17 protein-coding genes are annotated in these 18928 nt (G+C 42.2%); 6 read left to right on the top strand and 11 right to left on the bottom strand.

Annotation, left to right across the window (positions count from 1 at the left end):
* The first annotated feature begins 162 nt into the window (after positions 1-162).
* The 3 genes from B4J50_RS06450 to B4J50_RS06440 all read left to right on the top strand — a co-directional run bounded on the left by B4J50_RS06450 (position 163) and on the right by B4J50_RS06440 (position 3557).
* A complete protein-coding gene (locus B4J50_RS06450; protein ID WP_024822845.1) occupies positions 163-1779 on the top strand; it encodes a dipeptidase in 1617 nt (538 codons plus the stop codon).
* A 176-nt stretch (positions 1780-1955) separates the two neighbouring features.
* The gene (locus B4J50_RS06445; protein ID WP_024822846.1) at positions 1956-2288 is read left to right on the top strand and encodes a cupin domain-containing protein; all 333 of its coding nucleotides are present in this window, start codon (positions 1956-1958) and stop codon (positions 2286-2288) included.
* Between the two features lie 72 nt (positions 2289-2360).
* Positions 2361-3557, top strand: coding sequence for an MFS transporter (locus B4J50_RS06440; RefSeq protein WP_286846276.1), 1197 nt, complete (start codon positions 2361-2363; stop codon positions 3555-3557).
* A 45-nt stretch (positions 3558-3602) separates the two neighbouring features.
* Here B4J50_RS06440 and ablA read toward each other — a convergent pair whose 3' ends face one another.
* The 9 genes from ablA to B4J50_RS06395 all read right to left on the bottom strand — a co-directional run bounded on the left by ablA (position 3603) and on the right by B4J50_RS06395 (position 11388).
* Positions 3603-4991, bottom strand: a complete 1389-nt coding sequence (gene ablA, locus B4J50_RS06435; protein ID WP_333593030.1) for a lysine 2,3-aminomutase — start codon at positions 4989-4991, stop codon at positions 3603-3605.
* Positions 4954-5412, bottom strand: a complete 459-nt coding sequence (locus B4J50_RS06430; RefSeq protein ID WP_024822849.1) for a GNAT family N-acetyltransferase — start codon at positions 5410-5412, stop codon at positions 4954-4956. The genes ablA and B4J50_RS06430 overlap by 38 nt, the downstream gene beginning before the upstream one ends.
* Positions 5409-6455, bottom strand: a complete 1047-nt coding sequence (locus B4J50_RS06425; protein WP_286846274.1) for a D-alanine--D-alanine ligase family protein — start codon at positions 6453-6455, stop codon at positions 5409-5411. The genes B4J50_RS06430 and B4J50_RS06425 overlap by 4 nt, the downstream gene beginning before the upstream one ends.
* A gap of 2 nt (positions 6456-6457) precedes the next feature.
* Positions 6458-7561: a D-alanine--D-alanine ligase family protein gene (locus B4J50_RS06420; RefSeq protein WP_286846272.1), complete on the bottom strand. Its 1104-nt coding sequence runs from the start codon at positions 7559-7561 to the stop codon at positions 6458-6460.
* A 245-nt stretch (positions 7562-7806) separates the two neighbouring features.
* Positions 7807-8955: a hypothetical protein gene (locus B4J50_RS06415; protein ID WP_286846270.1), complete on the bottom strand. Its 1149-nt coding sequence runs from the start codon at positions 8953-8955 to the stop codon at positions 7807-7809.
* A 125-nt stretch (positions 8956-9080) separates the two neighbouring features.
* On the bottom strand, positions 9081-9581 hold the full coding sequence (locus B4J50_RS06410) for a rubrerythrin family protein (RefSeq protein WP_286846268.1): 501 nt from the start codon (positions 9579-9581) through the stop codon (positions 9081-9083).
* Positions 9582-9640: 59 nt separating this feature from the next.
* Positions 9641-10444 carry a family 1 encapsulin nanocompartment shell protein gene (locus B4J50_RS06405; RefSeq protein WP_024822854.1) on the bottom strand — a complete coding sequence of 268 codons (804 nt, stop codon included), beginning with the start codon at positions 10442-10444 and terminating at the stop codon, positions 9641-9643.
* Positions 10445-10477: 33 nt separating this feature from the next.
* Positions 10478-10834: a ferritin-like domain-containing protein gene (locus tag B4J50_RS06400; RefSeq protein ID WP_286846266.1), complete on the bottom strand. Its 357-nt coding sequence runs from the start codon at positions 10832-10834 to the stop codon at positions 10478-10480.
* Between the two features lie 62 nt (positions 10835-10896).
* Positions 10897-11388: an Hsp20/alpha crystallin family protein gene (locus tag B4J50_RS06395; protein WP_286846265.1), complete on the bottom strand. Its 492-nt coding sequence runs from the start codon at positions 11386-11388 to the stop codon at positions 10897-10899.
* A 232-nt stretch (positions 11389-11620) separates the two neighbouring features.
* On the opposite strand from B4J50_RS06395, the gene B4J50_RS06390 reads away from it, so the two are divergent.
* Together B4J50_RS06390 and pepF are read left to right on the top strand one after the other, a co-directional pair.
* Complete coding sequence (locus tag B4J50_RS06390; protein ID WP_286846263.1) at positions 11621-12193, top strand: flavin reductase family protein; 573 nt, start codon at positions 11621-11623, stop codon at positions 12191-12193.
* A 116-nt stretch (positions 12194-12309) separates the two neighbouring features.
* On the top strand, positions 12310-14172 hold the full coding sequence (gene pepF, locus B4J50_RS06385) for an oligoendopeptidase F (RefSeq protein ID WP_286846262.1): 1863 nt from the start codon (positions 12310-12312) through the stop codon (positions 14170-14172).
* 216 nt (positions 14173-14388) lie between these two features.
* On the opposite strand, the gene B4J50_RS06380 is transcribed toward pepF, so the two are convergent.
* Together B4J50_RS06380 and B4J50_RS06375 are read right to left on the bottom strand one after the other, a co-directional pair.
* Positions 14389-15735, bottom strand: a complete 1347-nt coding sequence (locus B4J50_RS06380) for an alanine/glycine:cation symporter family protein (protein WP_286954014.1) — start codon at positions 15733-15735, stop codon at positions 14389-14391.
* 625 nt (positions 15736-16360) lie between these two features.
* The gene (locus tag B4J50_RS06375) at positions 16361-17290 is read right to left on the bottom strand and encodes a LysR family transcriptional regulator (protein WP_024822860.1); all 930 of its coding nucleotides are present in this window, start codon (positions 17288-17290) and stop codon (positions 16361-16363) included.
* A gap of 284 nt (positions 17291-17574) precedes the next feature.
* On the opposite strand from B4J50_RS06375, the gene B4J50_RS06370 reads away from it, so the two are divergent.
* Positions 17575-18765 carry a YgeY family selenium metabolism-linked hydrolase gene (locus B4J50_RS06370; protein ID WP_286846260.1) on the top strand — a complete coding sequence of 397 codons (1191 nt, stop codon included), beginning with the start codon at positions 17575-17577 and terminating at the stop codon, positions 18763-18765.
* The last annotated feature ends 163 nt before the right edge of the window (positions 18766-18928 follow it).

Raw genomic sequence — 18928 nt, 5'->3', positions numbered from 1 at the left:
TTTTACGATTAACAGGAGGGGGTGGGGCACAAAAAAGCGTGGGAGAGCGTAAGAAAGGGAGAAGTTGTTTCCAGTGGAATTTATTTTTTGTATCAGAACGGACTCGACTTAAGATTGCACCACAATAGGTTTACGACGTTGAAAAAGGAGGAGATGGTAAAGATGAAAAAGTTACGCCGTGGAATTTTGGTAGTCTTTTCTTGTTTGCTAGTAGTCCTTATGACAATGTCTGCTTGGGCGTGCACTGATATTGTAGTAGGCAAAGATGCTTCTGCAGATGGCTCTGTTATTACATCTCATACGGCGGATGGCGCTTTTTACGATGCAAGAGTCCGAACAATCCCTGGGAAAACCTTCCCCAAGGGGAGCAAGGTTGATGTCTTCTGGAATATTGGTATGGATGAAGACTCTGAGCCAGTAAAAATAGGCGAGATTCCGCAGGTGGAGAAGACGTACACCTACTTCCATGTTGGTTACCCTTTCATGAATGAGCATGGTGTTGCTATAGGAGAAAGCACCATAGGGCAGAAGGAGGAGCTCAAAACCTTCCGTCCTGATGCTCGGGCTCTGTTAACCATCGAACAGCTCGAAATTTTTGCCCTTCAGAGAGGGAAAACAGCTCGTGAGGCTATAACTGTCATTGGAGAACTGGCCGAGAAATATGGATTCCTTCCCTCTTGCGGAACAGAAGGAGAGAGCCTTACGATCACTGACTCAGAAGAGGCTTGGTTGTTCGAGATTCGCAGTGCTGGATTTATGTGGACCCCTGATAGTGGCAAGCCTGGCGCCGTATGGGTAGCCCAAAGGGTACCCGATGACTGCGTATTAGTTGTTCCTAATATGAGCCGTATTAGGGAAATTAATGTGAATGATAAGAAGAATTTCATGGCTTCAAAGGATTACATGCAGCTGGCCATCGATAACGGTTGGTACGATCCCAATAGCGGAAAACCCTTTATTTGGCAGGAAGCCTACTCTCCTCTTACAGGAAATGACGACTGGTCTCTTTCTTCCATGTGGATCCGCAACCGCCTCTACACCCTCTACAGTCAGCTTGACCCCACTCGTGAATGGGATCCCTACGCTGAAACCATGAGCTATCCCTTTGCTGTCAAACCTCAGAAAAAGCTTTCTGTACAGGATGTAATGACGATGCTTCGTGGCCATATGGAAGGGACTCCTTTCGATATGGCTGCAGACAAAGCATGGTATGTCCGTGAAGGCGACAATATGGTGAAGAGCCCTCTCGCTACGCCCTTTGTTACAAAGGATATTCGGAACCTTCTCAACATACCTTATAGCAGACCTATATCAAAGTGGGATTGCGCATATAGCTTTGTCTCACAGGTTCGCCCCGGCTATCCTGCTCCTGTAAGAACGGTTCTCTGGTTTGGTTATGACAACCCCCATACCACATGCTACGTTCCTATTTATTCGGGCGTTCTTGAGACAAGGGAAAGTTGGAGAACGTTCGATCGTAACGCTTTCAGCCTCAACTCTGCACAATGGGCGTTTATTCTGGCTGACGATCTTGTAAATCGCCGTTACCAGGAAGCCATGGAGGATTTAAAAGCTGTGCGAGATCCTTTAGAGCAGGGATTTGCTAAACAGGTTTTGGAAATAGATAAAAAAGCGTTGGAACTCGCCAAGAAAGACCCAGCCAAGGCTCAAGAATATGTAACAAAATTTACGAACGAATGTATGGAAAAAACAGAAAAAACTTGGTGGCAACTGAACTGGGATCTTATAACGAAGTACAATAACAACAAAAAGAAATAACATTTAGTTCTTGTAGTTCAAGAAGGCCTTGAGCATCACCTCGTTACTGCTCTAATGGAGAAAATGGCTTTGGGGGTTTATGGCCATGACCATGTTTTTCATGGCTCCATTGCGAAAGGCGGAACCGAAATAGGTTCCGCCTTTTCGTGTATTATAAGACTCAAGGAGGTGAGTAAATGGAAGGAAATGTAAATCTTTATAATCAGCAGACAGCAACTCTTGAGGAAGAGGTGATAGAACTCCTTTCTTCTCAGGGGAATGTGCGAATAGAGCGCATCCTTTCTATGGGGCAGGCTTCCCCAGAAGGATTTTGGTACGATCAGGAAGAGATGGAGTGGGTGTGTGTCCTTGAAGGACAGGGTGTTCTTCAGTGGGAGGATGGAAGCAAAAGGGTCCTTGAAAGAGGAGATTGGATTATGATCCCTCCCCATGTTCGCCATCGGGTTCTTTCAACAAGCGTAACCCCACCATGTATATGGCTAGCATTTTTCTGGAAGTATGAAAAATGAAATAGGATATTCGCTTTTTGAGTTAATCATGTTACGATATAAGGAAGTTATATTACCCAGGGGGCGTACGTGATGTGTGAAAGAACAGCAACTACGGTAGAAAATGGATCTACATTTAAATTGTCTCTCTTATCGATAGGTCACTTTTTCAATGATCTCTATGCGGCGTTTCTTCCTACTTTTGTTCCTACCATTATTTCTCGACTTGGCATTACTATGGCTCAGGCGGGGTTGTTGAATTCGGTGGTAGGAATTATGCACATATTGCTTCAACCCCTATTGGGCTATGTATCAGATAGAACAGCTCGTTCATATCTTGTGATGGTTGGTCCTATCCTCACCTGTTTGGGAGCTACATTTCTTCCCAGTTCCCCAACCTATGGTATGGCTCTTCTTTTCGTAGGAATATGGGGGATAGGGAGCGCCACTTTTCATCCTCAAGGGCATGGCGGCGTAGGACATGTAGTGCCTCAAGAAAAGCTCACAGCTTCGTTGGCTATTTTTAGTGTGGCCGGAAATATAGGAGTAACGGTAAGTCCTCTTTTTGCCGTGGCGCTGGCAAAACTTGTCGGAATTGAAAAGATACCGTATGTAGCAATAATTCCTGTTTTGATTGTAGCTTTCGCTATTTATCGATATATGCCAGTGTTGAGTCAGGAAGGAATAGCCTTCCCAAAGGTCGAAAAGGGCCTCTTTCGTTCTCTGGCTTCCGTTTTTTCTATTATTTACCCTGTTTGGGCTGTGTCTGTAGCTCGCGACGCTACAAGCCAGGGGATCCGTTTCTTTCTACCCATCCGCATTTCGGCAGAAGGCGGCGATATTAGCGCTGTGGGGACGATTCTCTTTCTAGTCATGCTTTTTAGCACGTTGGGGATGTTGATAAGCGGGAAGCTCTCTGATCGATTTGGTAAGGTTCGTGTTCTTATTTTTGTCCTTATAGCTGGGCCTCTGCTCATGATTCCTGCTGCTTTTATATCGGGGGGTGCTTCTATATTGCTTTATATTATTGGGACGTCTGTTATTAATTCCAGCATGCCTATTACTGCAGCTGTAGCTCAAGAGCAGGTTCCTAATTCCCGCGGCATGGCAAGTTCCATTGTTATGGGGCTTTCGTGGGGGTTGGCCAATTTATTAACTGGGCCTCTTGGAAAGATCGGAGATATTTTCGGCATTACATCTACTATGCTTGTTATAGCGGCTCTTCCGCTTTTGGCTTTACCCATGTTTTTTAAGGAAATTTTTCGAGATAAGAAAGTTGCCAATAGATAAAAAAGGGGGGCTTGCTTGTGAAGGGGCCCCCCTTTAAACATTCTCTTATCTGCCTTTCTCGGCAGAGGTCCACTTTTGACTTCGTTTTTTCCGAGGAAGGTTTTCAGGTTCCATCGAAGCCCCTTCTTTTTCAAAAAGAGCTGCAACTCCTCCCGAAGAAAGTTCTTTTTGGTGATTGCAAATAGCAGTGCAGTGTCCACCACATTTACTTTGGTTGTCATCTGGTTCTGTATAGACTGTAAGAACTCCCTCAAAATTCCTGAGGATGGTTTTCCGATCTGAACAGGAGACAACATAGTTTGGCATCACCGGAATTTTCCCTCCGCCGCCAGGAGCGTCTACTACAAATGTGGGTACAGCCATACCTGAAGTGTGACCCCGTAAGAATTCCATAATTTCAATGCCTTTCCCTATGGACGTTCTGAAGTGTTCTATTCCTTGTGAGAGATCACATTGGTATATGTAGTATGGCCGAACACGAAGCTTTAAAAGTTGTTGATTTAGTTCTCTGAAAATGTAGGGGCAGTCATTGATCTCTTTGAGGAGCACTGATTGATTCCCCAGAGGAATGCCTGCATCTGCAAGTTTGCGACAGGCTTCTGATGATTCTGGGGTAATTTCCTTAGGATGATTGAACTGAATATTCATCCACAAAGGATGATATTTTTTGAGCATGTTACATAGGTCATCGGTGATCCTCATGGGCATAACTACAGGGACTCGAGTGCCGATTCGTATAATCTCAACATGAGGAATGGCGCGGATTTCCTCCAATATAGATTCAAGCTGTTGGTCAGAAAGAGTAAGAGGGTCGCCGCCTGAAATAAGAACATCCCGAATAACAGGAGTTTTTCGAATGTAGTCGATACAGGCTTCTATTTCTTCATGGCTTCGAGGATGGTCTGTTTGCCCGGCAAAACGTCGTCGGGTGCAGTGCCGACAATACATGGAACACTGGTCTGTAACAAGAAGCAGGCACCGGTCGGGGTAGCGATGAGTGAGCCCTGGGACAGGCGAATCTATTTCTTCATGGAGGGGGTCTCTCTGGTCTGTTTGTGAGATCAATGTTTCCTGCAAGGTGGGGACACATTGTTTTCTAATAGGACAGTTGGGATCGTTCCGGTCCATTAGAGAAGCAAAATAAGGTGTAATAGCCATGCGTAAAACATTCAGGCTTCTTTTTATAGTTGAAAGTTCGCTTTTTGTAAGGGAGATAAGCCCCTCTAGTTGCTCCACACTTGTAATGCGATTAGCGAGTTGCCAATGCCAATCGTTCCACTGCTCCCCGCTAACCTCTCTTCGTAAATCTCGGAGAGCGGGCATCTTCTTTTTTCCCTGGTCATTTTTCCGGGTCCATTGGCGGACGTCAGAAAGGGACGCCGGTGTTTTTTCCACACTATCTCGAGGCTTTAATTTCCTTGGTGTAGATGACAAGGTCATCACCCTCCCCGTAAAAATCATGGATTCGTCCACTTTCTATGTAACCGGCTCCAATATAGAAATGTCGTTGCCCGGTATATTCGCTTCTACCAGATGTTTCTACTCGAATAACAGCCTTAGAATTGTGTTTTAATAACTGCTGCTCCATTTTTGAATTTAGAAAAATCCCTAACCCTTGGCGCTGGAAGCAGGGATTTACCACTATCCAGTAGAGATCCCAAGCAAAACGGGTCATGGGCGTAGGTCCGTAGATCAGGAAACCTGCTAAGACTCCCTCTCTGTATTCCTCCAGCACGATATAGTCTTTTGCAGGGGTTGACTCGTATTCTGTAAGAACTTCTCGCAGAACAGAAAGCTCTTCTTGTGTAAAAGCTTTTGTTGCTTCTGCAATAGCAATATACGTTTCTATGTTCATGATTTAGCCTCTTTTATATGGTCTTTTAACGCAAGATTGACTATATGGCAGATCAAATCTTCGTAAGACCTGCCCCCTTTCGTATACTGACGGGCGAAACCACTATCTCGAGTTAAAGCCGGGTTGGGGTTCACATCAATAACATAAAAATGTCCATCTTTTTCGCGTAAATCAACCCGAAAGTAGCCTTTACAACCAGCTATAGCTGCTGCCTTGGCGCCTGTTCCGATAATTAATTCTTTTTGAGCAGCAGGCAACTCCAGATCTTCTGGGCAGAGTCTCCAGTCAGGACTCTCCTTATCCCATTTCGCCTTGTATGTAAGAAATGGCGTAAGAGCGGGATAGCGATCGTAGTCAAGGGTGGAAACACCTACTACTTCATAAGGATCATTTCCTAGAAAAGCGATGCTATACTCAGATCCACCTAAAAACTCTTCTACAAGCAGGCCATCTGGGAATTGGGGCAATTTCTTTTGAAATTGCTCTTGTAACTCCTCATAGTTTTGGACGAGAGAGGTTTCGTCGATACCTACGCTCCCATCTTCTCTAGAGGGCTTAATAAATAGAGGGAAGGGCCATTTTTTTTCGCCCATAGATATGGAGGAATAGGAAGAGGTAATGCATATCCCCCACGGGACGGAAATACCTTCTTGGCGTAGACGCAGTTTCAAAGCCCATTTGTCGAGACAAAGGCGAAGGACATGTGAAGGGTTTCCGGTAAAAGGGATGCCTTTTTTTTCAAGAAGCTCGCAAAAATCTGCTTCTTGACAAGGCTGGGAGCCAAAACCTTCAAAAAGATTAAAGATACACACATCTTGAAAGTTTGCTACTCGTAAAAACAGGGAGGAAGGATTATCCAAGTCATGAGGAGTAACATCGAGATCGACTACAGAGTAGCCCCTCGACGTTAAAGCACATCCTACCTCTTCTCGGCATATAAGGCTGTCAAGAAGATCTTGGCGCTCTGTTTTTTCTTTTGCTGCGGCTATAAGAAGCCGCAGGGTGGTACTGGGAGGCTCGATATTCTGTTCGACGCTATGCATGATTAGTCCCTCTTTTCGGCACAGAGGGGTTCTTCCAGCCTGGATGTGTCGAGTCCATATCTGGAGAAGGCCTCGCGGAGGATGATTCGAAGAAGATCTGAATATTCTCCTCCGCTGAGGCGATAAAGGATAGGAAGGTCACTATACGCAGGTGACAATCCAGGCAGGGGATTGATATCGATAATATGAGGTTGATCTTTCTCATCAAGCCGAAAATCAATACGTGCAATATCCCGCAGCTCCAAGGCTTCGAAAGCGCGAACTGCCAGCTTGGCAATGTCCTTCCTTAGCATGGGCCCGAGGGTATCGGGACCGTTGTATTGAATTCTTTCTATATAGTTTCTCTTCTCTTCAAGAGAGTAGAGAAACATTGCAGTCTCTTCTTTGGGAGTAATAGACATCATCCCAATACACTCTGGCTTTATGTTTCCAGCTACTCCAGCAGTGATTTCTATGCCGGGGAGGTACTCTTCGGCGACAGCGGGTTGCTTATATAGGTTCCATATCCTCTGAACCCTGTCAACAAGCTGCTCTGAAGAGTCCACAATAGAGTCATGAAATATTCCTTTTGAGGATCCTTCCCAACGAGGCTTTATAATATATTGCCTGTGGTGCTTGAAAAGGACTTCCAAATTATTGAGGTCAACAGGCCTTTTAAATACCCTATTCTCTGGAACGGGTAAACCCGCGCTTGCAAGAAGTCCACTCGTAAGTACTTTATCTAGGGAGAGACCTAACGATACAGAGTCGGATCCGCTAAAAGGAATCTCCAAACTTTCAAGAATACACGGAATCTGTGATTCTCTGCCTCGAGAGGTACCCCGTCCTTCTGCTAGATTCAAAACAAAATCGGGCTCAACAGAGAGTAGTTTTTGTATGAGAGTGTCGTTCTGTTCAAACAAAAAAGCCTGAAAACCATACTCTCCAAGTTCTTTAGCAATGGATTCAATGGTTTCCAGGTTGTCATATTCCTCGTAGAGATCATCAGGTTCATGATCTTTCGCTTCACAGCGTAGATTATAAGTAACTCCTATCTTTTCCACATCTTTACCGTTTGAAAAATTCGGTAAAGGATTTTCCCGTTCCTCTCCAAAGATGTATTCCATTTTTTAACCCCCGATAACAATAAAATATTTCCCCTTTTCCCCGCAAAGGGAGGTTTCTCGCTGATAACATTTGGCGTTTTTATAAAGCCTATTGGCTCATTTTTCCCTCCTCAAAGCGGTTTTTAATCGCCTATTTTATCGTGGGTTCTTCTTAAGCGGATTATATGCTTTTTGTAGGTAAATACAATAGGGCAATCTGCAAATCTAAAAAAGGCGGGGCCTTGCAAGACCCCGCCTGAGAGAGATCAGAATCGGAAAAGAGCAGCTACATTTCCCTTGTCGGGAATGTTCTCTGCAGGAAGGACATAGACGCGGCCGCCACGAAGAAGGGAATGAGTTGCTATAAAATCAAGGAGGTCAATATCTTCGACTTTTTTCTCTTCATGAATAGTGGCTTTTACAGCCTTTTCATCAAAAGATCCCCAAACATGATTCCCTAAAGCAACGAAGACAGTATCTATTTTCCCTATATATGCTGCCGCAGCCGTTTCTTCTACATCTGTAGATGTTTTCCCAGTACCCTTCATTTCTATATATAACTCGGCAAACTTTTGTTCCTCTTTTTTAAAGAAAGGATGAACTATTTCCCACCCTTTCTCGCCTAATTCTTGAGGGCTCAAAAGGTCAGGATTCCCGTTAATGCCTTCATCCATGAGGCAAGGATATGTATTAGCCTCTTTATAGAGAGGTAAGAGGAAATCAACACCAGCGAGGACCAATGGAGCTTGTCCTTCTCCAAGGAGATCGCTGATCCCCTTATCTATTTTTTGAAAAAATTTTAGTATATATTTTTTCTCTACTTCCGCTCCCCATCCTTGGCTATGCATAATATATCCTTTCCCACCAGGTTGATCGGGAGTAACAGCGTGATATTGGAACTGACGTTCCGGAGTATCGAATCCGAGGGCTTCTATTATATCCTGAGGTAAGCTCTCAACATCTACTTCTCTAGCACTATAGCGGGTTCCCTCTATGAGTCTGATACCTTTTTGGCTGATCCCAAGGACATAAAATCGTCCCTCTCTTCCGAGAAGTGGGAAAAGGGGTTTTATGTGGAAGTGGTCAGAGGTCACAATAACATCGTGAAATTTTATGGGTTGATTAAAAGTAAGAAAGATGTCTGGAGATAAAAAAAGGGCGAGTCCTTCGTTCAAATTTTGCCAAAAGAGAGAGTTGGCAAGAAGCTCTCTTGCGGGATTGAGGAAGGCTCGAGCATCTTGTTCTTTCATGCCAAGTTCCTTAAGGCGTTGCTCTCCATTTTGAAGCATGGATTTGAAACGGATTTGCCCCTGCCGAGGCTCACCAATAGCAGGGTTCCCCATATAGAGAGATAAACACGGTCCCTGACCTTTTTCTACAAGACTCTTCAAGTTTTCTCTGGTCAGTATTTTCATATAGAATCCTCCCTTCATATATGACTCATATATGATTTCTCATTCATACGAAGAAATAGGGGAGAGGAGTGTCCCAATACTAGAGACAAAAAAGGGGGTATCCCCCCCTTTTTGTCATGCGCTTTTTATTCGATGGTTTTGAAAACTTTTGCGCTAGCGCCACAAATGGGGCACGCATCTGGAGCAGATCCTTCTTGAACATAACCACAGATTGGACAGAGATAAAAATCTCCATCCTCTCCTTTTTTCATGTTTTCTAAAGCGTGTTTATAAAGGTTCCCATGAACTTTTTCTGCTTCGTTAGCAAAATTAAAAGAGCGGAGAGCCTCTTTTTGTCCGTCAGCTTGAGCATCTTTAATAAAAGCAGGGTACATTTCTGTAAATTCATAAGTCTCTCCTTCAAGAGCTGCCTGAAGGTTCTCTTGGGTGCTTTCTACCCCGCCCATAGTTTTAAAATGACTCAAGGCATGAAGAGTTTCTGCTTCTGCGATGGTTCGAAACAGCTTTGCAATTTTAGGATATCCCTCTTTTTCTGCCTGCTCGGCAAAGGCTAGATATTTCCTATTTGCTTGGGATTCTCCTGCAAAGGCTGCTGCTAAGTTTTGCGTTGTTTTCGATGAACTCATATGAGTAACCTCCCTCATTAAAATTCTATGTATATTATACCAGGGAACCGTATTCTAATCTATGAAGTAGTAAGAAGAATAATCGCCTCTGGGTTAATAACTCTGAAAGTAAAGGATTCAGTAAGGAAGAAAGTCCCTTTTTGCCCTTCATTTCCAATATAGCCCAAGGAAAAATCTTGTCCCACTATAAGCTCCATATCTCCGCCTCGAATGGAGACGAGAAAAGATCCTTTATCGTGAGAAGAGAGAATGACAGGTCCACCTAGAAGATCCTTCAGGTTTTTAGCTAGCGGGTAACACTCGGTAGCAGAGTGAAGCTTTTGCCAAAAAACTGGAGAAGCTACAAGAGCATAAGGACCTGATACGCCATCCTCTTGGAAGCGATAAAGCCCTTGGCTTACAGTTTCAAGTATTCCTGTTGCGGAAGGCGTTTTTATAGCGAGAGAACGGCCATGTCCAGCTTGTAAGAGACCTTCTATTTTTGCAGATGGAAGGCCGGTATAAATGGTTTTTTCCTCAAAATCAGCAATGTGTTTCGTAGCTTCTTCAAGAGGGGTGAGGTCGGGATTTTTTAAGCCCCGGGTAATGTTGTCGAGCTCCCAAAGGTCAAGGTCAAAGACAGCTCGTGCTTCTATAAGAGGTAAGACTTCGTGGATTCCGTACATTACACCTTTTGGGGGCTGTTCCTTTTGTATCTCCAGTCTGCCGCAAGAATGGGCTGCATAGTCCCATCCTTTAGGCCCTGTTATGTCTACGAACTTCCGGGCAGAAAGGCGAGTTTCAAGAATTCGTTTAGCTTGTTCATCCATTTCATGCCATGCTTCCGCACTTACCATTTCGGTTGACCTTCTAAGTATATCCACGTGGAATCCCTCCTTCTCTCTAATAATAATTCTCTATCGCTTAAGACTGCCTATATTGAGGGTTCCTGAAGATGCCTCAATCTTTTTAGCAGATTCCTTTGACCCGGTTTTTTCTATTTGGAGTAAGGGTTTATTTGTGAAAAGATATTGACGTAATTCTTTGTCCCAGCCAGGCATATGGCGACGTAGCCATTCTATAAGCATAGCGGCATGTTCTATTTCCTCATCTCTGTTGTGCCCAAGTAATGTTTTAAGTTCCTCATCAGTAGTAGCGTTAACTCGCTGGTTGTACCAGTTAATCGCTTCAAGCTCCTCTTGCATGCTTTTTAACACCATAGCGCAATGACGAGTCAGAGTATCCAATTGCTCTACAGGTTCTGTGTACTGCATTTTCCCACTCCTTTCGACAAAAAAGGCGGATAAGCCTTTTCACAAGCCTACCCGCCGATCCCTTAATGAGCGTCCTCACTCTTTATCTCAACAACTTTGCACTCTTCAGGATGTTTTTTCTCGGTAATCTCTATAGTGAGAATGCCGTTTTTATACGACGCATGGGCGCTGTCTGGATCCACTTCTTCTGGAAAATGTATCACTCGAGATATATTTCCATAATATCGTTCTGCCCTGAAGTAGTCTTCTTCTTTCAGCTGCCGTTCATCGCTTCTTTCAGCGTTCAAGACAAGCCTGTCTGGATAAATTTTTAAGTCGACTTTCGAAGGATCAATGCCAGGAAGCTCGAATTCAGCAATGAATTTACCATCTTTACGATATATATCGCTTCGAGGGACAGCTACTGGGGAGTACCGCTCTTCCATCCATGGAAATGCAGAGAAAAACTCATCAAAATCTTTCATCATATCGTGCATCATGGATTCCATCCTGGAACCCCAGGGGCTTAAGGGAAACATCCTTTCCAACGGCCTTTTCATTAAAGAACGCCTCATTTAAGCGCACCTCCTAATAATTTAACTTATTTTGACCTTTCACTGTTTATTATATAGGTCAGTATTGGTTAGATCAATGTGTATGTGAAGTAAATAATCGTAATTGAAAAAGATTATTCTTTAAAATGCCTTGCGACATTAATTTTTTGTGGTTTTTTGCATCTCTAAAAGGTAGTGTATAATTAAAAATACAATTGCGGTTCATTGAGGCGAAGAGAGGAGGAATGAACAAGTGAAAAAATCAATAGGCATTCATATGCCTGTCTACCCGGCTCCAGTTCTTATTATCGGGAATTACGATGAAAATGGCAAGTCGAATATTATGACAGCAGCATGGGGAGGGATTTGCTGTTCTATTCCCCCATGTATCAATGTATCTCTACAAAAGAGCCGATACAGCTATAAAAATATTCTTGAGCGAAAAGCCTTTACAGTCAATATTCCGTCAGAAGAATATGTAAGTGAATCAGATTATTTTGGGATGGTTTCTGGCCGGGAGCAGGATAAGTTTGAAGTCACAAATCTAACCCCTATACATGGAGAAAAGGTAAATGCTCCCTATGTGGAAGAGTTTCCTATTTCTATGGAGTGTCGCTTGTTACAGACTATAGAGTTAGGTTCTCATGTCATGCTTATTGGAGAGATTGTCAATACTTTGGTTTCTGAAGGATGTTTAACAGATGAGAATTATCCGGATCCCATAAAGGTAAAGCCCATTATTTTTACACCCAAGTTTCGTCATTATTATTCATTAGGTAAAGATTTAGGAGAGGCATATGTTTTAGGGAAAAAGTTTTTTAAGTAAAGTGAAAGAAATATGTCTTGCTACGCAAGCCTGCGGCCCTCTATCCGCAGGCTTATGTTTCTTAAATAACCTTGTTATTATTTACGATAGTTTCTATTAACAGGAGGTAGTTTTTAATGGTGATGGGGTTAACAAAGAACGTTCCATTTATGAAAAAAGATCCTTCAAATGATGGGGTGTTACCTATAGGGAGTCTTCCTAGAAGAGACGAGATAGATAGGCGGTATCTATGGAAACTTGAAGATATTTACTCTTCTTCAGAGTCTTGGGAAAAAGATTTTTATCATCTAGAAGAAATGCTCCCTCGATTTAGTGAGTTCCGCGGTGCTTTACATCTCTCTGCATCTACCCTTTTAGGAGGTCTCCGCCTTATGGAGGATGCAGAAATTATTATGGGTAAGCTCTATGCTTATGCTGTGATGAGAAGCCATGAAGATATGGCGAATAAAGCTGCTCAAGCCTTGGCAGAGCGGGCAGAGCTCTTGCTTGTAAAACTTTCTGCCGCTGTTTCCTTTTATACGCCAGAAATCTTGGAGATGGACGAAATAAAGATTCGAGAATTTATGGAAGAGGAGAAGGAGCTTCAAATATATCGCTTCTTTTTCGAAGATCTCATGCGCTCCCGGCCTCACACTCTTTCCTCAGTGGAAGAAGAGCTGTTAGCGAGATCTGGGGAAATAGCCCGAGCTCCAGAGAACATCTTCTCTCTTTTTACGAACGCCGATATAAAATTTCCTACTGTAACTGATGAGGATGGGAATGCAATAGAGCTAAGCGAGGAGCGATATATTCGCCTTATCCGTTCTCAGAATCGTAACGTTCGTCATGAGGCGTATGAGGGGTTATTTCGTACCTATGACCAATATCAGAACAGCTTAGCTGCCATGTATGGGGCGAGCGTAAAGGGGGATATTTTCTACTCCCGATCCAGAAAATATAACAGTAGTCTTGAGGCAGCTCTTCATCCAGATCATATTTCTCCGTCTGTGTACGATATGGTTGTAGATACAGTTCGAGATAATCTTGAACCTCTTCACGAATATGTACAGTTGAGAAAAGAGGTTCTGGCTCTCCCTGAGCTGGCTATGTGTGATCTCTACGTTCCTTTGGTAGATGAACCTCAAAAGGAAATTTCTTATGAAAAGGCATGTAATGTGGTTCTAGATGGCCTCCGACCTTTAGGCGAAGAGTATGTTTCTATATTAAAGGAAGGATTTTTGTCAGGATGGATTGATGTATACGAAAACGAGGGGAAGAGAAAGGGAGCTTATTCCTGGGGGAGTTATGGTACCCATCCCTACGTTCTTTTAAACTATAACGGAACGATTCATGATATATTTACGATTGCCCATGAAATGGGGCACGCCATTCATACATGGTATTCTCATAAGCATCAGCCTTATGTCTATGCCGATTACACTATTTTTTTAGCAGAGGTGGCTTCCACTACAAACGAAGCGCTGCTTCTTCAATTCCTTCTTAAAAACTCCCGGAAAGATGCTGAGCGACTCTACCTTTTGAATTACTCCCTTGAACAGATCAGGACCACCGTTTATCGGCAGGCGATGTTTGCTGATTTTGAAAAAATGACCCATAGCATGATGGAAAAGGGAGAACCTCTTACGGCTGATCGTCTTTCAAATATATGGCATGAATTAAATGCGGCTTATTACGGTTCTCATATTAGTGTGGATCACCTTATTGATATTGAATGGGCCAGAATTCCTCATTTTTATAGCGCATTTTATGTTTATAAGTATGTAACAGGTTATGCTGCAGCTACATCCCTTTCTCAAAAGATTTTAAGAGAAGGAAAGGACGCTCAGCGTCAATATATTGAGTTTTTGAAGAAGGGGCGTTCCGCTTATTCTTTAAATATCCTCAATGAAGCAGGGGTAGATATGACGACTTCTCAGCCTCTTCTGGATACGATAGCTCTCTTTAAAAAGAACCTTATGGAAATGAAGTCTCTTTTATAGGTAGACGCTTTTTGCGAAGCAATTAATTATTTCTATTTGAAGTAAAGAGAGCCCTGTTTGTTTATAAGGGGCACTTTTAAATGCTAGATTTTCTGTCCAACTTTTGGAGTGCTGAACAGTATCTAAGGGCTCTCTTTTTAATATCTTTCCTTATAATTATAACAGCTGCCACATCGTCGATGTCAGAAAGCTACAGTATGTAATGAAGGAAATAAGTTACATATGTCCCTTTTTGTAGTCATTAAACAACTGTACAAATTTCCCACTGAGCAATAGAAGGGCGAGCATATTCGGAAGGCCCTCTATCCCTGTGGAAATATCTACTATTGTCCACACAAACTCTACGGATAAGCTCACTGCAATGAAAGGAGGAATCAAATATATCCATCGGAAAAAACGCACTGCCTTTTGCCCGAAAAGATAAACTACAGATGTTTCATATTCTATATAGTATCCCACCATTGTAGAAAATGCCGCAAGTAAGACTCCTATTGCTACTATTCCTGTTCCCCATTTCCCGTAAAATTGCTGGAAGGCCGAAAACGTTAGTTCCACTCCATTTAAACCACTGTGCCAAATGTTCGGAGCTGCAACAAGAATAACGAGAGCTGTCATAGTGCAAATGACGATTGTATCTATAAAAACCTCAAAGGCTCCGAATAGGCCTTGTCGTATAGGATGGTCTGTTATGGCTGTAGCATGAACCATTGGGGCGGAGCCCATGCCAGCCTCGTTAGAGAACATGCCTCGAGACATTCCTCTTTTCATTGTTAGTAAGATAGCAGACCCTGCAAATCCGCCTATTGCCGGAGTAGGGCCAAAAGCACTTTTGAAAATGAGAACGAGTGCATTGGGAAGAGCCGTAATATTGGCTATTATAATAACGAGAGAAGCGATTATATAAAATAAGCACATAAAAGGCATAAGTTTTTCACAAAAAACACCTATTCGTTTAAAACCGCCTATAATAACAAGAGCTGTTAGTAACACTGCAACAGTAGCTGTCCATATTGGTGGAATATTAAAAGCCTCGCGCATGGCCATGCCCATTGTGTGGGGTTGAACCCATACAGCAGTACCAAGAGCTCCTAAAACCATCATCGCTGCAAAAAATTTCGCTAAAGCTTTCCATTTAGGCCCCAGGCCTTTCTCTATATAGTACATAGGGCCGCCATAGTAATTTCCCTGACTATCTTTTTCTCTATATTCTACGGCAAGTGAGACCTCTACCATTTTTGTCATCATTCCAAAGAAAGCGACAATCCACATCCAGAAAATAGCGCCTGGTCCTCCCATGGCGATAGCGGTTGCTACTCCGGCGATATTACCATTTCCGACAGTTCCCGCGAGGGCAGTAGAAACAGCCTGCCATGGCGTCATAACTCCTTCGCCTCGATTAGTTTCTTTCCGGAATACCTTGCCTAGCGTGTTATTCAGGATATATCCCAAATGAGTAATTTGGAAAAAACCTGTTCGAATACTAAAAATAAGACCGCATGCGAAAATAAGAATCATCATTGGCCAACCCCATAAAACACCTGCAAACCAATTGCAGAAGCGCATTTAAAGTCCCTCCTTATTTTTAGTTTTTGTGCAACACAAAATAAAGGGAAGGGTTCTTCTTCCCTAAGGCTATGCAGAAATATTTTTAGTGAAAATACTAGTTGGATATCTCCCGACAACTTTTTGACACAACCTTATTTTCGAGTCGGGAGATGCACGAAGAGGTTTTTTATTGGAAACTCCGCATGGTTCGCAGTTAAATATGTCTATTATGGACAAAAAATTTAATAGAACCTGTACTCTAACGTAAAAAGAAAATACCTATATAAAATTCTAAGAACATGTAGTTTATTGCGTTTTTAAGTGCCCAACTTAGATCTATCTCAACTTTAAAGAACTTCATCATATCAGAAACGCGAGAGACAACTTTTTAGTTTCTTATAGTAAAAGAATGAGATATATTTCTCTTTCTTGCATATAAGATACATCGGATATTATTAATTGCAATAATTATTTGCCAATCAGTTTCATAATAAAAACATTATCAATAAAGAAAGCCCTTGTTGTACCCGCAAGGGCTTTCTTTATTTAGAGATGGGATAATATGATTTATTACTTCTAGTATATACGCTTTGTTCCCTTCTTCTTTGCTATTTTGTATAAAACAAGATTAAAGCGATAGTTTTTAGTCTTTCGCACTATAGGCTGTTCCTAGCACTTCTGAAGCAACTTTTTCAGCAATTTTCCCCATTTCCCAGCCTGCATAAGAAAATCCTTTTACTGTGGAGTGAACGAGGAAGATTTCGCGGTTTATACTATGAAATCCTCGTAGAGGGAGTATCACCACTTCTTTATGTTGCACGTCTTTCCTTACCGCTATTTCTGTTGCTATTCCAATACCGATACCTTGAGAAACGAGCCCCGTAAGAATCTCCTCATTATCTACCTGTATCAATTGAGGTATTTTAAGGCGATAGTTAAGAAAAAAGTCGTTTAAATAATAATAAAGAGCAGTCTTATTCGTATATGTAATAAAAGGTTCCTTTAAGAGATCAGAAGGATGGATGATCGTACGTGTTGCCCATGGATGATCAGGAGAGGCAATAAGGACAAAGGGACTTCTTCCAAGAGATTTAAGTGTACAGGACGAAGGAGGGGAAAGAAGAGGGTTACATCCTAAAAAGGCAAGCTCTATTTCGTCTTGTTCGATCATAGAAAAAAGCGTTTTTTCAGAATTTATTTTCAAACATATCTCTATGTGAGGAAATTTATGGCGAAACTCCTTAATTATGAAAGGGATGATTGTCTTCGAATAAGAAGCAGTTGTTCCTAAATGGAGTTGCCCATATTTTAGTAATTGCATATCGCGAAATTTTTCTGGAATAGCATCTGCTCGTTTTAAGAGATCACATGCAAGCATATAGAGAATTCTTCCTTCAGGCGTTACTGCGAAACTCCGCCCTCTTCTGTTAAAGAGCTTAACGTCATAATTTTTTTCTAGCGCTGCAATATATTGACTTACTGAAGGTTGAGAAAGAAAAAGTTTTTCTCCAGCTCGTCGGAAGGATCCTTCTTCAACTGTGGCGCAAAAAACCCGTAATTGGTTTAAAGTCACGAACTATCCCCCCAATATATAATTTTTATTATGCAATACATGGTTGAATGATTATTATATCTAATCATAAAAGATACACCCTTATTTTACACAATATAACAGAAATTAGTATTTAAGTTTGTCGAAACTGGATGAGGAGGCAAAAAGAAAGAATTTAATATGTGCCAAGATGCACAATGTGCCTTATTTATAATGTTTTTATTATGTAATTGATTGGTAATTGATTATTGTAATTAATAATAGGTGATGTATGTTTATATCACACGATGCGGGGTGAGACTCTTATGAAGGAAAAAGAAAGAGAAACAGATCTCATTCAATTGTGTCAGGAGTTAATACGACGACCGAGCTTGTCAGGTAAAGAGAGAGATATTGCCCATTACATTGCAGATGTGATGAGGTTCATCGGTTACGATGAAGTTTCGATTGACTCTCTTGGGAATGTAGTGGGTCGCATTGCTTTTCATGCTCCAGGTAAGCGTCTTCTCTTTGAATCTCAAATGGATCATGTCGATCCGGGGACTCTTGCTGATTGGAGTTTTTATCCCTATGGTGCATTTATAAAAGATGGTTGTATCTATGGCCGGGGAGCTTCAGATCAAAAGGGATGCCTAGCCGCTATGGTGATGGCAGGAGCAGAGTTAAAAGATAAGTTTTATGACACTTTGAAAGGCGAACTCGTGGTTGCGGGGACCGTGTTTCAAGAGCGTTTTGAAGGTATTGCTTCTCGGTCTGTAGCTTCTACTTTTCCTCCAGATTATGTTGTTTTAGGGGAAGCTACGGATCTAAAGGTAAAACGTGGTCAGCGGGGACGTGCCGAAATAGTAATTGAAACGCAAGGACGGATGGCGCACTCTTCTAATCCAGAGCTAGGTTCAAACCCAGCTGATGCCATGATATCAATTCTTTCTTCGATTTATCAGTTCTTTACTCCCTCCTTTAAACCTTTTTTTGGGGAGAATGTTCTCGTTCTTACAACTCTTCATACGTATCCTGATTTGGGGACAGGACTTGTTCCAGAGATTTGCCGAGCGATTTTTGACTTGCGTATTTCTCCAGATGATTCTCCAGAATCTGTAATTGAAAAATTTGGAATTTTCATAGATCAAGTGAAAGATTCCTTACATGGAATTAAGGTTAAAATTTTTGTCTCTGAAACAGAAGAACGAACATATACAGGAGCTCCCATCAGAGGAAAACACTTTGCCAGCGCGTGGGCTTTATCACCTGATTCGGAATATCTAAAAAAAGTTCTGAATGCTGTTATGGCTTTAGATGTGGAAAGTAGATTATCAGATTCTCCAGGGTTTGGTACTAATGGTTGTTATTATGCGGGGGAATTAGGAATTCCTACAGTTGCTTTTGGCCCTTCAGGAGAAGGGCAAGTCCATAGCGTTGATGAATACATAGAAATAAATGACCTTTTACGTGCCTTTAGAGGATATGAGGGTATTGCTAGGGAAGTTTTAGCCTGAGGCGATACGAGGGGAATTTGTTGCAAGAATATTTGAGTATGTCGACGTCGCGACTCGGAACACTCTAAAAATCAGCAGTTGTTTAGGAGGGGAACATATGTTTGAGCAGGGTTGGAATATGCTTGAAAAAACAGATAATGCTATAGCCGATATCATAGCCCGC

The organism is Aminobacterium sp. UBA4908 (assembly GCF_002398115.1).
Taxonomy (GTDB): domain Bacteria; phylum Synergistota; class Synergistia; order Synergistales; family Aminobacteriaceae; genus Aminobacterium; species Aminobacterium mobile.
The sequence above is the reverse complement of the archived record's forward strand: the minus strand, read 5'-3'. Positions and strand labels throughout refer to the sequence as shown.

Coding starts and splice junctions, on each gene's coding strand:
- B4J50_RS06440 (WP_286846276.1), top strand. CDS start 2,361: ATGTGTGAAAGAACAGCAACTACGGTAGAAAATGGATCTACATTTAAA.
- B4J50_RS06395 (WP_286846265.1), bottom strand. CDS start 11,388: ATGAGGCGTTCTTTAATGAAAAGGCCGTTGGAAAGGATGTTTCCCTTA.
- B4J50_RS06450 (WP_024822845.1), top strand. CDS start 163: ATGAAAAAGTTACGCCGTGGAATTTTGGTAGTCTTTTCTTGTTTGCTA.
- B4J50_RS06420 (WP_286846272.1), bottom strand. CDS start 7,561: ATGGAATACATCTTTGGAGAGGAACGGGAAAATCCTTTACCGAATTTT.
- B4J50_RS06370 (WP_286846260.1), top strand. CDS start 17,575: ATGAAGGAAAAAGAAAGAGAAACAGATCTCATTCAATTGTGTCAGGAG.
- B4J50_RS06430 (WP_024822849.1), bottom strand. CDS start 5,412: ATGAACATAGAAACGTATATTGCTATTGCAGAAGCAACAAAAGCTTTT.
- B4J50_RS06425 (WP_286846274.1), bottom strand. CDS start 6,455: ATGCATAGCGTCGAACAGAATATCGAGCCTCCCAGTACCACCCTGCGG.
- pepF (WP_286846262.1), top strand. CDS start 12,310: ATGGTGATGGGGTTAACAAAGAACGTTCCATTTATGAAAAAAGATCCT.
- B4J50_RS06380 (WP_286954014.1), bottom strand. CDS start 15,735: ATGCGCTTCTGCAATTGGTTTGCAGGTGTTTTATGGGGTTGGCCAATG.
- B4J50_RS06410 (WP_286846268.1), bottom strand. CDS start 9,581: ATGAGTTCATCGAAAACAACGCAAAACTTAGCAGCAGCCTTTGCAGGA.
- B4J50_RS06415 (WP_286846270.1), bottom strand. CDS start 8,955: ATGAAAATACTGACCAGAGAAAACTTGAAGAGTCTTGTAGAAAAAGGT.
- B4J50_RS06445 (WP_024822846.1), top strand. CDS start 1,956: ATGGAAGGAAATGTAAATCTTTATAATCAGCAGACAGCAACTCTTGAG.
- B4J50_RS06400 (WP_286846266.1), bottom strand. CDS start 10,834: ATGCAGTACACAGAACCTGTAGAGCAATTGGATACTCTGACTCGTCAT.